Annotated in this window: 12 protein-coding genes and 1 pseudogene; 5 read left to right on the plus strand and 8 right to left on the minus strand. The window is 67.3% G+C overall.

Features of this window, described 5'->3' with window-relative positions; translation table 11 throughout:
• Positions 1 to 39: 39 nt before the first annotated feature.
• The gene (locus WI697_RS18155; RefSeq protein WP_345959432.1) at positions 40 to 843 is read right to left on the minus strand and encodes a PDZ domain-containing protein; all 804 of its coding nucleotides are present in this window, start codon (positions 841 to 843) and stop codon (positions 40 to 42) included.
• A 168-nt stretch (positions 844 to 1011) separates the two neighbouring features.
• Here WI697_RS18155 and WI697_RS18160 point away from each other — a divergent pair, with 168 nt between their 5' ends.
• The 4 genes from WI697_RS18160 (at position 1012) to WI697_RS18175 (ending at position 4891) form a co-directional block, all read left to right on the plus strand.
• Entirely contained in the window at positions 1012 to 1464 is a 453-nt protein-coding gene (locus tag WI697_RS18160) for an Lrp/AsnC family transcriptional regulator (protein ID WP_062762351.1), read from the plus strand.
• 102 nt (positions 1465 to 1566) lie between these two features.
• Positions 1567 to 3072 carry an amidohydrolase family protein gene (locus WI697_RS18165; protein ID WP_345959433.1) on the plus strand — a complete coding sequence of 502 codons (1506 nt, stop codon included), beginning with the start codon at positions 1567 to 1569 and terminating at the stop codon, positions 3070 to 3072.
• On the plus strand, positions 3069 to 4046 hold the full coding sequence (locus tag WI697_RS18170; protein ID WP_345959434.1) for a CobW family GTP-binding protein: 978 nt from the start codon (positions 3069 to 3071) through the stop codon (positions 4044 to 4046). Before WI697_RS18165 ends, WI697_RS18170 begins: the two co-directional genes overlap by 4 nt.
• Positions 4047 to 4066: 20 nt before the next feature.
• Entirely contained in the window at positions 4067 to 4891 is an 825-nt protein-coding gene (locus WI697_RS18175; protein ID WP_345959435.1) for an IclR family transcriptional regulator, read from the plus strand.
• Positions 4892 to 4954: 63 nt separating this feature from the next.
• On the opposite strand, the gene WI697_RS18180 is transcribed toward WI697_RS18175, so the two are convergent.
• Entirely contained in the window at positions 4955 to 5206 is a 252-nt protein-coding gene (locus WI697_RS18180; protein WP_345959436.1) for an AbrB/MazE/SpoVT family DNA-binding domain-containing protein, read from the minus strand.
• 167 nt (positions 5207 to 5373) lie between these two features.
• On the opposite strand from WI697_RS18180, the pseudogene WI697_RS18185 reads away from it, so the two are divergent.
• Positions 5374 to 5538: pseudogene (locus tag WI697_RS18185) on the plus strand (transposase); the annotation flags it as partial.
• Between the two features lie 163 nt (positions 5539 to 5701).
• Here WI697_RS18185 and WI697_RS18190 read toward each other — a convergent pair.
• The 6 genes from WI697_RS18190 to WI697_RS18215 form a co-directional block, all read right to left on the minus strand.
• Positions 5702 to 6568, minus strand: a complete 867-nt coding sequence (locus tag WI697_RS18190; RefSeq protein WP_345959437.1) for a hypothetical protein — start codon at positions 6566 to 6568, stop codon at positions 5702 to 5704.
• Positions 6569 to 6723: 155 nt separating this feature from the next.
• A complete protein-coding gene (locus WI697_RS18195) occupies positions 6724 to 7953 on the minus strand; it encodes an NAD(P)/FAD-dependent oxidoreductase (RefSeq protein ID WP_345959438.1) in 1230 nt (409 codons plus the stop codon).
• A 61-nt stretch (positions 7954 to 8014) separates the two neighbouring features.
• A complete protein-coding gene (locus WI697_RS18200; protein ID WP_345959439.1) occupies positions 8015 to 9709 on the minus strand; it encodes an ABC transporter ATP-binding protein in 1695 nt (564 codons plus the stop codon).
• A gap of 4 nt (positions 9710 to 9713) precedes the next feature.
• Complete coding sequence (locus WI697_RS18205) at positions 9714 to 10544, minus strand: ABC transporter permease (protein ID WP_345959514.1); 831 nt, start codon at positions 10542 to 10544, stop codon at positions 9714 to 9716.
• 29 nt (positions 10545 to 10573) lie between these two features.
• Positions 10574 to 11515 carry an ABC transporter permease gene (locus WI697_RS18210; protein ID WP_062762340.1) on the minus strand — a complete coding sequence of 314 codons (942 nt, stop codon included), beginning with the start codon at positions 11513 to 11515 and terminating at the stop codon, positions 10574 to 10576.
• Between the two features lie 70 nt (positions 11516 to 11585).
• Entirely contained in the window at positions 11586 to 13202 is a 1617-nt protein-coding gene (locus tag WI697_RS18215; protein WP_345959440.1) for an ABC transporter substrate-binding protein, read from the minus strand.
• Between the last annotated feature and the right edge of the window lie 95 nt (positions 13203 to 13297).

Below are 13297 nucleotides of genomic sequence, written 5' to 3' on the forward strand. Positions count from 1 at the left end.
GTGGCAGCAGCTTCCGCCGAAATGGCAGGCCCCTCTGAATTACGCCGCCCCGAACGCCCAGGACATATAGCCGACCACCCGCCGCCGGTCGGGTTCGGGGAAGGCGGCGAGCGCCGACATCACCGCCGCACCGACCACGCCGCCCAGGATGCACAGTCCGGCGCGGCTTTCGCAGAAGCCGCGGGATGCCGCCGCCTCGGTCTGCGGCGGCTCGATCGCCCGCACGCGGATCACCGGCTGGCTGCGATGGGTCACGGCCGGCGTGGTGGTGTGGGCAGTGGCGGCGGGTGTCGGCGCCGGGGCCGGGGCCGGCGTCACCGCGGCCGCCAGCGCCGTGCCGGCCGCCCGGCCATTGGCCAGCCCGTCGATCGATGCGGTGCGCACCGGCACGGATTTGGCGGTCAGCGCATCATCGCGGTCCAGGAAATAGACCGTGACATTCTCCCCCGGCCGATGCGCCGCAATTGCGGTGAACACGTCGTGGGTGCGCTGCAATTCGGTATCGTCGATGCGGAACAGATAATCCCCGGCCGCCACCGTGCCCGCCAGCGGCGAGCCGGCATCGACCTCGGCGACGCGGACGAAGATCCGGCCGTCCTTGCGATAGGGCACCGCTTCCAGCGTAATGCCCAGCCGGGCGCCCTGATCGGCGGCCAGCCGGCCGGCGGACCAGTCATGCGCGAAGGGTGCCCTCCCCTCGCCAAAACGGCCCTCGCCAAACCGGCCCTCGCCAAAACCGCCTCTACCGGAACCGCCGATATCTTGGGAAGCTTCCGCGGCGAGCGCGGGTCCGGACATCCACGACAGGCTAAAGATCAACGACGCGGCAAGCGCCTTCTTCATCTGTCCTCCCCGGCCGATGTTTCGGCCTGTCTCTTATATTTATGAGAGTGATGGTAAAGGAGGGTAGTCCCAAGTCAACGCACAAAAGCACCGACTCCCAAATGCTGCAGAGCAATATTCATCTCGGATTGGTTGAAAATCCGATCCGGATCGACCCCAGGAGCCCCGATGTCCCTGCCCGAACTCGACCCGCTGGACCAGCGCCTGATCACCCTGCTGCGCCATGACGGCCGGCGCAGCATTTCCGACCTCGCCATCGATCTGGCGGTTTCCCGCGCCACCGTGCGGTCGCGGATGGAGCGGCTGGAAAAGGCCGGGGTGATCCTGGGCTACACCGTCATCCTGCGCGCCGATGCGGTGGAAGATCCCGTCCGCGGCATCATGCTGATCGAGGTGGAGGGCCACGCCGCCGACCGGGTGATCAAGGCGTTGAGCGGCATGCCCGCGGTCCAGGAAATCCACACCACCAACGGCCGCTGGGACCTGATCACCACCCTCTCGGCCACCAGCCTGCCCGATCTGGACCAGGTGCTGCGCCGCATCCGCCTGATCCCCGGCATCACCGCCAGCGAAACCAACCTGCTGCTGGCGACGCCGCGGACGACGCGGGCCAGATTGTGAGACGCCGGGGGCAGCCCCGCTCTGGACAGACCGGGGCACCCTCTGTCATGGTGGACTCAATGGCATTGTAAAGGGCATTGCCTCTTATAAGGGACACGGGATATGGCCGACGCCGCAGTGTTCGATCTGGTCATTCGTGGGGGGCGGGTGGTCGACCCGGAAACCGGGCATGATGCCGTGGCCGATGTCGGGATCACGGGTGACCGGATCGCGGCGGTGGGGCCGGCGCTCGCGGCCGGGCGGCGCGAGATCGATGCGGCGGGGCTGGTGGTGGCGCCGGGCTTCATCGATCTGCATGCCCATGGCCAGTCGATCCCGGCCGACCGGATGCAGGCCTTCGACGGGGTCACCACCGCGCTGGAGCTGGAGGTGGGCGCCCTGCCCGTGGCGGCCTGGTACGATCATCAGCAGGCGGCCGGCCGGGTGCTGAATTACGGGGCGGCCGCCGCCTGGCTGTTCGCACGCAAGGCGGCGATGATCGGGCTGGACCTGAACAGCGGCCTGCCGCCGATCGCGATGATGGGCGCGGGCGCCGGTGACATGCGCTGGTCGGTCGATGCCGCCACGCCCGCCCAGACCGAAACCATCGTCGACCTCACCCGCCGGGGGCTGGACGAGGGCGCGCTCGGCATCGGCATTCCCCATGGCTATGCCTCGGGCGCCGGGCTGAAGGAGATGAGCCGGATCTGCGCGCTCGCCGCCGCATACGACCGCCCGACCTATACCCATATCGCCTATATGTCGAACATCGACCCCAGAAGCTCGGTCCAGGCCTATGTCCAGCTGATCGGCCTGGCGGGTGCCACCGGCGCGCATATGCATATCTGCCATCTGAACAGCACCAGCCTGCGCGACATCGAAGAGGCGGCGGGGCTGATCCGCACCGCCCAGGCCCAGGGCCTGCCGGTCACCACCGAAGCCTATCCCTATGGCACCGGCTCCACCGTGCTCAGCGCCGGCTTTTTCATGGAAAGCGATTTCGCCGAGCGCACCGGCACCGGCTATGGCGCGATCGAGGTGGTGAGCACCGGCCGGCGTTTCGCCGACCGCGACGAACTGGCCGCAGCCCGTGCCGAGGCGCCCGAATCCCTGGTGCTCTGGCATTTCCTCGACACCGACGACCCGCACGACACGAAGCTGCTCGACATCTCGGTCACCTTCCCCGGCGGCGCCATCGCCTCCGACGCCGTGCCGTGGAGCAACCCCGACGGCTCGCTCTATGACGGCGAGGACTGGCCGCTGCCGGCCGACAAATCCTCGCATCCCCGCTCATCCGGCACCTTCACCCGCTTCCTGGCCCAATGGGTGCGGGAACGCGAGGTGGTGCCGCTGGTCGAAGCCATGGCCAAATGCTCGCTGATCCCGGCGCAGATCGTGGAAAGCTGCAGCAGCGCCTTCCGCCGCAAGGGCCGGCTGCAACCCGGCTGCGATGCCGATATCGTGGTCTTCGATCTGGCCCGGGTGCAGGACCGCGCCACCTTCGAAGCCATGCATCTGCCGGCCGAGGGCATGGTCCATGTGCTGGTCAATGGCGAGGCGGTGATCAGCGGCGGCGAACTCGTCATCGACGCCCGCCCCGGCCGGCCGATCCGGAGCGATCCCAGATGACAGCCGCACCTGCAACCGTCCCCATCCTGGTCATCACCGGCTGGCTGGGGGCGGGCAAGACCACGCTGATCAACAGCCTGCTGGCGGGGGCCGGCGGTCGGCGCATCGCCGCGATCGTGAATGATTTCGGCGCCATCAACATCGACGAAGAGCTGATCCGCGCCCGCACCGATACCGTCGTCGGCCTGGCGAATGGCTGCGTCTGCTGCACCTTGCAGGGCGATCTGTTGCGCACCCTGAAACTGCTGCTCGCCGACGATCCGCCGCCGGATCAGATCATCGTCGAGGCGAGCGGCGTGGCCGACCCGGCCGGCATCATCCAGGCCCTGTCCGACCCGGTGCTGTGGAAGAGCACGCGGCTGGATGCCGTGCTCTGCGTGGTCGATGCCGAGGATCTGGTGGCAAACCCTGCCCGGCGGGCCGACCCGCTCTGGCAGGCGCAGCTGGCGGCGGCGAGTTTCGTGGTCCTCACCAAGGCCGGCGGGCTCGACGCCGGGGCGGCGGCGGATCTCGCCCGCAGCCTGTCGCCCGGGGCCAAGCCGCCGGTGATCGACACCGCGCGCGAACCCCTGCCGACGACCCTGCTGCTGGATGGCGGCCCCGACCTCCCCGCCCTGCCCGGCCGACGCTTCACCGCAACCCCGACCGCCGCCGGTGAAGGCCAGGGAGAGGGGGGCCATGCGGGCAGCCGCTTCGCCACCACCACCTGGCAGGGTGCGGGCCCCGTCAGCCTGGTGGCGCTTCAGGCGCTGATCGGCGCGCTGGCGCCGGTGCTGGTCCGCGCCAAGGGGATCTTCCGCTTCACGGAAAAGCCCGGCCAGACCTGGCTTCTCCAGATGGTCGGACAAAGGGTGACGCTGGCACCGCTTTCGGGAGATTATCCGGAAGGCTGCCGCCTGGTCCTGATTGCAGAGGCCGGGCGGCTTGACGGCGCGGCCATCGCCGCGCAGCTTGCGCCACAGACACCTCTTTAACCGGAAGAAGAACCGCATTCATGCAGCGTGCGAAGGGCACCGACCGCATTCTCGACATCCTTGAACATCTGGAGACCGAGACCAGGCCGGTCAGCCGCAATGCGCTGGCCAAGGCGCTGAACTGCCCGCGGTCGACGATCTATTCCCTGGTCGACCAGCTGGTCGCCCGCGACTGGCTGACCCAGGACGACAGCGGCACCATCAGCCTTGGCCATCGGGTGGGGCTGCTGGGCCTCGCCTATTCACGCAATGCGCGGTTCGAGCCGGTGGCCCGCGAGGTGGTGCAGCGGGTGGCGAGCGAGGCCGGCGTGGTCACCGAAATCAACATTGCCGACAGCTGGCAGCAGCTGGTGCTGATTTCGGCCACCGGCCGCAGCCGCAATTATCTGCGCACGGTGGAAGGCTCGCGCTATCCCCTGCCGATCACCGGCTCGGCGCGGCTGCAACTGGCCGACATCCCGCGCGAGGTGATCCGCCGCAACATCCCGGACGAAGACTTCCGCCTGGGCTCGGGCGAGATCCTGCCCTTCGAGACCTTCTGCGCCGAAATCGACCAGGCCCGCCGCGACGGCCATTTCATCGCCCGCGGGCTGATCGACCGTTATGTCGGCACGGCCGGGGTGCCGATCCTGAACCGCCACGGCCACTGCGTCGCCACCCTCAGCATCATCCTGCCCCAGGCCGACCTGGACGCCCGCCAGAACGACCTGCTCGACATCCTGCGCCGCGGCGCCGACGAATTGTCGGGCTACCTCCGCGCCGCCGTCTGGCCGATGGGCGACCGGGCTTATGGGCATCTGTTTCATGATCGGGTGGGGGTTGGGGGGGCGGTGGGGGCGGGGTGAGAGGCCCAGACCACTGCAATCACGTGATGATATCATCATCAAGAGGTTAGCATCGGACATCGGCTACCACTCCCATTCCTCCTCGTCCCACTCATGCGCCATCGTGTCGGGGACAAGCGGCAGGTCGTCCTTGGCTGCGGCCATCCTCGCGAAGGCGTCGTCCCAGCCATCGCGTATGCGTCGCGTCGACGCCAGCACGACGACGCCGTGCTCGACGCGCATCTCGATCTCGTCGCCGAAGCCGCATTCCTTGATGACCGAGCTGGGAATCCGCACGCCCTTGGAATTGCCGATCGGGATCAGGTTCACTTTCATGGCCAAATCCTCCTATGTAATTACAATGCGATTACCGCAGCAGATACTGTCAATGCTTCCCCACAGGCCGTGATCACGGTAGCGAGGCAGCGCCGGTCATCCCCACTGGCTCCGCGTTACCGCTCCGTTGCGTCATAGAGGCCGGGAACGGTTTGGTCGCCCTGAGCGTCGAGCGCCTGAACGACGAGATCAAGCGCCGTACCGAGATCGTCGGCATCTTTCCGGGCGAGGCCGCCATCACAAGGCTCATCAGCGCCATTTTCCTGGAGCAGGATGATGAATGGGCCGTCAGCAATGATCCACACATCATACTTCCCGCCGTCGCAGCATGAGACAGCCGGCCAGACATACCGGAGACTTCGGCGCTATTGTGCGAGCTACACCACGGGGTGGGACACGATTTGGACAGAGATGGACGCCGATGCCGTAAGGCGCCAGATTGAAAGCGAGTTGCGATGAATCAAAAAGGGGCGCTATCGGCGCCCCTTTTCTACATCAGTGGTTCTTCACAAAGAAGAATGTCTTCCCTTGGTGGAGAATGATTGGATATTTTAGAAAAGACATGTGTCCGGATTCGTTTTGATAAGCGAGGGTCATCGCCGGGAAGAGTATATACATCCATTCCGGTAGGCGCGCAGTGTAATCTGTCATTATATCGTAGTCAGGAAATGTAGCCTTCGCATAGTCGATTCGCGAATCAGGGACGTAACTATAGGATGGAAAACCGGAAGTTGAGAGTATGCCAGACTTTACTGGCTCGGATTGTGGGGGAGACAGTGGACCAATTTCGGTCGGCGGGAGAATAGAAAGCTGGTAACCGCACCTTTTTGATTCAAAACATTTTTCAGACGTGAAATTGTATTGGATACGATATCCATCGTAATTTTTGCCGATCCGTTCTTCTGCGCGGACAACTGCGACGTCTGGCGCAAATTTTTGAACCGAAACCGTTATATCCGCCGTCTCGATCGCCTCGACGATCGCCTCGACAGCGTCTGTTGCAGTGGTCGCCTTCTCAGGTGGCACCCATGCGATCAGCACGGGCCAGGTCGGTGCTTTTGGTCCGCTGGCGCCTGCCAGAAAGCCTAATGCACCGCTTGTGAGCGATGTGAAACCCGCCGCAGGGGAGAGTGCACCGACAACGCCGCCGACGATGCTGCTGTCGAAGATGCCGGTGGAAGGGATGTTCGTGCCCTCGGGGATCCTCACGTCCCGAATCCCCTGGATGCCGGCCGCCCGCGCTATCCGGTAAGCGCGACTGTCACTTGGCAGTCCCTCGTAGCCGCTCTGGGGGCCGCTTGAAGCGCAGGCCTGTAAGATGAGCGCAAGGGCGGCTGTAACGGCGAATGACGTCTTCTTCAAGGCGCTGGCTCCCGAGTGGTGGTGTCCCAGCATACAACATTGGTGCGGTCGAACGAGGGGCCTGCGAGGGGCTTCCAGAGCGCCGTCGCAAGCGGCATCGTTCTACTCGTGGTTTTTACGCTCTGGCTGTCGATGATCGCAACCGACGACAGGCGCTACGCGATCCCCCCCAACCCCAACTCCCCCGGCACCCTTTCATTCCCCGCCAGCTCCCCCGCCAGCATCCGCCCGGTGGTCGGGCCCAGGGTGAAGCCCTGGTGGCCGTGGCCGAAATTCAGCCACAGCCCCTTGTGGCGCGGGGCACGGCCCACAACCGGAAGCATGCCGGGCATGCAGGGGCGGTTGCCGAACCAGGCCTCGGATTCGACCGGGGTGCCCAGGTCGAACAGCTCGCCGGCAGCCATGCGGGCGCGGTCGATCTGGTGGCGGGTGGCGGTGGCGGTCAGGTCGGTGAGTTCCGCGCCGGTCAGCACCCGCAGCCCCTTGCGCATCGGCGCCACCACGATGCCGCGATCGGCATCGATCAGCGGCAGGTCGGGGCCGCGGCCGCCGGTGAAATGGCGGTGATAGCCGCGCTTGAAGAACATCGGCACCCGATAGCCCAGCGGCCGGAGCAGATCAGCGCTCCACGGCCCCAGCGCCACCACCACATGTTCGGCCTCGATCGGCCCGTCGGGGCCGTCGATCCGCCAGGTGCTGCCGGTCTGGCGGAGCGTGGTGGCATCGGCGATGACGGTGGCACCGCCCCGCGCGCTGAACAGCCGGGCATAGGCGGCAACCAGCGCGCCCGGATCGGCGCAGCTCCAGGCATCGGTCCAGTGCACCGCGCCGGCAAGCCCGATGCGGAGCGTGGGCTCGGCCTGCGCGAGGTCCTGGCCGGTTTCGATCCGCGCCGCCACGCCGAAATCCTGCCGCAGCCTTTCGGCCTCGTGCACCGCCTGATCGAAGCTGCGGGGCCTGCGATAGACGTCGCGAAACCCGTCGCGGCGGATCAGATCCCCGGCGCCGGCCGCCTCGATCAGCGGCGCGTGGTCCTCTCCGGCCTGCCGGATCATCGCGCTGTAGACCGCGGCGATGCGGCGATGGCTGGCCGGGGCCGACGCCAGGAAATAGCGCAGCACCGGCCCCGCCCAGCGATGCAGCGATCCCGCCCGCCAGCGGACCTTGTCGTTGAAGCCCAGCGCCGCCGACAGGATCTCCCCCGCCTGGCGGGGGAAGGGATAGGGCTCCACCGCCTCCATCTGGATGATGCCGGCATTGCCGTAGCTGGTTTCCTCGCCCGCCGGGCGGCGATCGGCCAGCGTGACCGCCACCCCCAGCCGCTGCAACGCCAGGGCCGTGCCGACGCCGACCATGCCGGCGCCCAGAACGATGCAATCCTTCATGAAAATCAGATCCCCGATGACAGAAGACAATGAGAGGGAAGGTTACGGACCCGGTTGGAGGTTATGCACCCGGCCGGAGGGGCGCAATCTCGCGGCAGGCGGCGAAATCCCAGCCGCGGCCGGGGGCGGCGTCGATCAGCGCGTGGGTATAGGCATGGCGCGGGGCCACCAGCACCCGGCCGGCCGGGCCCTGTTCCACCACCCGGCCCTGCTGCATCACGATCACCTCGTCGCAGATCTGGGCCGCCACGCGCAGATCATGGGTGATGAACAGGATGGCGATGCCCAGCTCGTCCTGCAGCCGTTCCAGCAGTTTCAGCACCTGATCCTGCACCGACACGTCGAGCGCCGACACGGCCTCGTCGGCCACGATCACCTCGGGCTCCATGGCGACCGCCCGGGCGATGGCGATGCGCTGGCGCTGCCCGCCCGAGAACTGATGGGGATAGCGGTCCAGCGCGTCCGCCGTCAACCCCACGGTCTGAAGCAGGCTTCGCGCCCGGGCCAGCGCCTCGTCCCGCGGCCGGCCGAAATTCATCGGCCCCTCGATCAGGCTGTCGGCGATCCGCCGCCTGGGGTTCAGCGAGCGGTACGGGTCCTGAAACACGATCTGGATCTTCTGGCGCCGCCGGCGCATCGCCCCGGGGTTCAGATGGGTGATGTCGGTGCCGGCCAGGCTGATCCGGCCCTGGCTGGGATCGATCAGCCGCATCACGCAGCGTGCCACCGTCGACTTGCCGGAGCCGCTTTCGCCCACGATACCGATGGTCCGGCCGGGCCTGAGGGCGAAGCTCACATCCTCGGCCGCCCGCTTGGCCAGGGTCGGTTTCAGGAAGCCGCCGCTCCGATATGTCTTGCCCAGCCCCGCCACGTCCAGCACCGGCGGGCGGGTTTGCGGATCCCGGGCCGCGCGCGGCCGCAGGCTCGGCACCGCCGCCAGCAGGGCCCTGGTGTAGTCGTGTTCGGGGGCGCGGAACAACCGTTCGGCGGGGGCGGTCTCGACCAGCCGGCCCTGGCGCATCACATGCACCGTGTCGGCGATTTCCGACACCACGCCCATATCATGGGTGATGAACAGCACCGCGGTGCCGTGCACCCGCTGCATCCGGGCGATCAGCGACAGGATCTGCTTCTGGGTGGTGACGTCCAGCGCCGTGGTCGGCTCGTCGGCGATCAGCAGGGCCGGTTCCAGGATCAGCGCCATGGCGATCATCACCCGCTGGCGCTGGCCGCCCGACAGCTGATGCGGATAGGCGCGAAAGATCCGCGCGATATCGGGCAGATGCACCTGTTCCATCGCCGCCAGCACCCGGGCGCTGCGCTCGGCGCGCGACAGCCTCGCCCCTTTCGATCGACCATGCGTCTCCAGCACCTCGGCGATCTGGTCGCCGACCCGCATCACCGGGTTGAGCGCGGTCATCGGCTCCTGAAAGATCATCGCCATCCGGTCGCCGCGCAGGCCGCGCAGCTGGCGCGGCGTGCGGGTCAGAAGCTCCGTGCCCTGAAGCAGGATCCGCCCCGACCGGACGTTCAGCACGCCGGGCGGCAGCAGCCCCATGACGGCAAGCGAGGTCAGGGACTTGCCCGACCCGCTCTCGCCCACCAGGCAGGCGGTCTCGCCCTGCCTGATCTTAAGGCTCACCTCGTCCAGCACCGGCCGGGGGCCGGCCGCGGTCTGAAGGTCGATGCACAGCCGGTCGATGGCGAGCACCTCTTCGGCCCCGTCGAAGCCGGCGGTCTTGAAACGGCTCGTCATCGGCTCAGCCCTCCCGACGGCGCATGCGCGGATCCAGCATGTCGCGCGCCGCATCACCCAGAATGTTGATCGCCAGCACACACAGGGACAGCAGCAGCCCGGGCCAGAAGATCAGCGACGGCTTCAGCAGGAAATAGCTGCGGCCCTCGGCCATGATATTGCCCCAGCTGGGCGTTTCGGTGCCGATGCCCAGCCCCAGGAAGGACAGGATCGATTCGATCAGGATCGCCGAGGCACAGATATAGGTGCCCTGCACGATCAGCGGCGCCAGCGTGTTCGGCATCAGATGCCGCCACAGGATCACCGGCATGCGCGTGCCCAGCGTCATCGCCGCCTCGACATAGGGTTCCTCGCGCGCCGACAGCACGACCGAGCGCACCAGCCGCACCACCCGCGGGATCTCGGAAAAGGTGATCGCCAGGATCACCGACAGGACGCTGGCGCCGTGGATCGCGACCAGCGCCACCGCCAGCAGCACCGGCGGGATCGCCATGAAGGCGTCCATCACCCGCATGATCACCGCATCGGCGGTGCGGAAGAAGCCCGCGACCAGCCCGATGACCAGGCCGGCCATGATGCTGACCGCCGCGGTGCCGATGCCGATCAGCAGCGACACCCGGCCGCCATAAAGCACGCGCGACATGAGGTCACGGCCCAGCGCATCGGTGCCGAGCGGGAAGTCGCCCCCCGGCGGTTTCAGCCGGGTCAGCGGCGACAGCGCCAGCGGATCATGCGGCGCCAGCAGCGGCGCCAGAAGCGTGGCGAGCACGATTGCCGCCAGCACCAGCACGGCCAGGCCAGGAACGATCAGGCCGGGGACGATCAGTGCCGGCATCTGACGGATCGAACGAAACATCTGTGCCATCAATAGCGGATCCGCGGGTCGAAGAGCGTATAGGCAAGGTCGATCAGCAGGTTGACCAGCACATACAGGCCGCTGGTCAGCAGGATCATGCCCTGGATGACCGGGTAGTCGCGTGCCATCACCGCATCGATGGTCAGCCGGCCGATGCCGGGGATGTTGAACACGCTTTCCACCACCACCACGCCCGACAGCAGCATGGCGAAGCCGGTGCCCACCACCGTCAGCACGGGCACGGCGGCATTGCGCAGGCCGTGGCGCAGCAGCACCCGGGTCTCGTCCACGCCCTTGGCCCGGGCGGTGCGGATGAAATCTTCCCCCAGCACGTTCAGCAGGCTGGCGCGGGTCATGCGTGCGGTCAGCGCGACATAGGCCGCGGTCAGCGTCAGCGCCGGCAGGATCGCGTGGCGCAGGAATTCGCCGAAGCCGGCCGAGGGTGCGCGATAGCCCTGCACCGGCAGCCAGCGCAGATCGGCGGCGAAGATCTTGATCAGCACATAGCCCACCACGAAGGCCGGGACCGAAAACCCGGCGACCGAGACGATCATCACCACCCGGTCGCCGATGCGGCCATGGCGCCAGGCGGCGAAGGTGCCGAGCGGCACGGCGATCGCCACCGACAGGATGATGGTCAGCACCGCGATGTTGAGCGTGGGCCAGATCCGGTCGGCGATCAGCGCATTGACCGATGTGCCCGACAGAAGCGAGGTGCCGAGATTGCCCTGCAGCAGCTGCCCCACCCAGTGGATGAACTGCATAAGGATCGGCTCGTTCAGGCCCATGGTCTGGCGCAGCTTTTCGATCTGATCAGGGGTTGCGGCATCGCCGGCGATGATCGCGGCCGGGTCGCCGGGCGTCAGCCGCAGGATCAGGAAGACGATCAGCGCCACGATCGCCATCACCGGAACGACCGCGAGGATGCGTTTGACGATATAGCCTGGCATGGGCTTGGGCTCCGGGCGGGCAGCTGCCCGGCCCGCCGCAGGGCGGCAGGGCCGGGCCGGCGGATGGGGATCAGTCGGCGAGCTTCAGGTTCCAGAACACCGGAACCGCCGTCGGCAGCATGTCGGTCAGCCGGTTGCTGCGCGCCTGCACGAAGGGATAATTGCCGAGCGGCACGAAGATCACCTGGTCCAGCACATGTTCCTGGATCCGGTGCGCCACCGCCTTCTGCGCCTCCAGCCCGTCGGCCTTGAGATAGGCGGCGCGCAGGGCTTCGAGTTCGGGATCGTTCGCCCAGCCGAACCAGCCGGTATCGCCGGTGGACGGCAGGATCGGGTTGATCAGCGGCGTGTTGGACTCAACCCCGCTGATGAAGCTGGTGAAGATGTTCCAGCCGCCCTCTGCCGGCGGCTTCTGGCTGGCGCGGCGCGACACCAGGGTCTGCCAGTCCATGGCCTGCAGATCCACCTTGAACCCGGCCTCGCGCAGGGCGGCGGCGATCACCACCGGCGCGGTGCCGACGGTGCCGAGATCCGTCGCCTGCATGATCACCACCGGCGTGCCGTCATAGCCGGCCTCGGTCAGCATCTGCCGCGCCCGGGCCGGGTCGCCGCCGGCCTTCAGGCTTTCCGACCCCGCCTCGCTGCCGAGCGGCGTCCCACAACCAAAGATCGCACCACACAGCTTATAGTAGTCGGGGTTGCCGATCAGCGTGGCCATGACCTGTTCCTGGCCAAGCGCCGCCATCGCCGCCCGCCGCAGGCGGACATCGTTGAAGGGCGGATGCTTGAAATTCATCCGCGCGAAGACCTGATAGCCCAGCGGATCGCGGGTCTCCACCGTCACGTCGGGGCTCGATTTCAGAATGTCGAGCAGATCGATCTGGACGTTCTCGATCAGGTCGACCTCGCCGCCCATCAGCGCGCTGATCGCGGTCTGATTGTCGGGCATCGTCACCCATTCGACGCGGTCGACATTGACGACCTTGGCCCCGGCAAGGCCGGAGGCCGGCTCGCTCCGCGGCTTGTAGCCGTCGAAGCGGTTGTAGACCACCTTCACCCCCGGCTGGAAATCCGCGCTCGAAAACACGAAGGGGCCGGAGCCGACATAATCGGTGATCGTCTGATCGGCAGGCGTCGCCGCCACCCGCGCCGGCATGATGAAGGCCGGCACCGAAGACGGCTTGGCCAGAACCTCCAGCAGCAGCGGGAAGGGCTCGGTCAGGGTCCAGACGACCTTGTCGTCACCCTCGGCCGCGATGCCGGCCGTGGCGACCATCAGAAAGGCGGCGGCGCCGTCGCGCGCGCCCCAGCGCTTCAGCGAGGCCACGACATCGGCGGCCGTCACCGGCGCACCGTCGTGGAAGCGTAGCCCGTCGCGGAGCGTGAAGGTATAGACCAGCTTGTCGTCCGAGATGCTCCAGTCCGCCATCTGCGGCCGGATCACACCCTCGCCATCGCCCGCGACCAGCACGTCATAGACCATATAGCCGTGATCGCGGGTGATATGCGCGGTGCTGACGATGGGGTCGAGCATGCGCAGCCCCGAATGCATCACCGCCGTCAGGGTTTCGGCCTGCACCGGCCCCGCCATGGCCGCCAGCACGACGGCGGCGGCGGCAAGATTGCGCCCTGCCCCCGTCCCGGTCACCCCTCTGGCGGCCCTGCGGAAACGCCTGTTGAACCGCATGTCCAATGCCTCCTCTGTGCACCGCCGCATCGGGCGGCCATGCAGCACCCACGACCGGACCGCCGACGAGCCTGCTCCCCAGCCTCGCCATCCCG

The organism is Tistrella mobilis, from assembly GCF_039634785.1.
In the GTDB taxonomy this organism is placed as follows: Bacteria; Pseudomonadota; Alphaproteobacteria; order Tistrellales; family Tistrellaceae; genus Tistrella; species Tistrella mobilis.

What these genes read in the sequence shown, in the direction of transcription:
- WI697_RS18155 (WP_345959432.1), bottom strand. Translation starts at nt 843, where the DNA reads ATGAAGAAGGCGCTTGCCGCGTCGTTGATCTTTAGCCTGTCGTGGATG.
- WI697_RS18160 (WP_062762351.1), top strand. Translation starts at nt 1,012, where the DNA reads ATGTCCCTGCCCGAACTCGACCCGCTGGACCAGCGCCTGATCACCCTG.
- WI697_RS18165 (WP_345959433.1), top strand. Translation starts at nt 1,567, where the DNA reads ATGGCCGACGCCGCAGTGTTCGATCTGGTCATTCGTGGGGGGCGGGTG.
- WI697_RS18170 (WP_345959434.1), top strand. Translation starts at nt 3,069, where the DNA reads ATGACAGCCGCACCTGCAACCGTCCCCATCCTGGTCATCACCGGCTGG.
- WI697_RS18175 (WP_345959435.1), top strand. Translation starts at nt 4,067, where the DNA reads ATGCAGCGTGCGAAGGGCACCGACCGCATTCTCGACATCCTTGAACAT.
- WI697_RS18180 (WP_345959436.1), bottom strand. Translation starts at nt 5,206, where the DNA reads ATGAAAGTGAACCTGATCCCGATCGGCAATTCCAAGGGCGTGCGGATT.
- WI697_RS18195 (WP_345959438.1), bottom strand. Translation starts at nt 7,953, where the DNA reads ATGAAGGATTGCATCGTTCTGGGCGCCGGCATGGTCGGCGTCGGCACG.
- WI697_RS18200 (WP_345959439.1), bottom strand. Translation starts at nt 9,709, where the DNA reads ATGACGAGCCGTTTCAAGACCGCCGGCTTCGACGGGGCCGAAGAGGTG.
- WI697_RS18205 (WP_345959514.1), bottom strand. Translation starts at nt 10,544, where the DNA reads ATGCCGGCACTGATCGTCCCCGGCCTGATCGTTCCTGGCCTGGCCGTG.
- WI697_RS18210 (WP_062762340.1), bottom strand. Translation starts at nt 11,515, where the DNA reads ATGCCAGGCTATATCGTCAAACGCATCCTCGCGGTCGTTCCGGTGATG.
- WI697_RS18215 (WP_345959440.1), bottom strand. Translation starts at nt 13,202, where the DNA reads ATGCGGTTCAACAGGCGTTTCCGCAGGGCCGCCAGAGGGGTGACCGGG.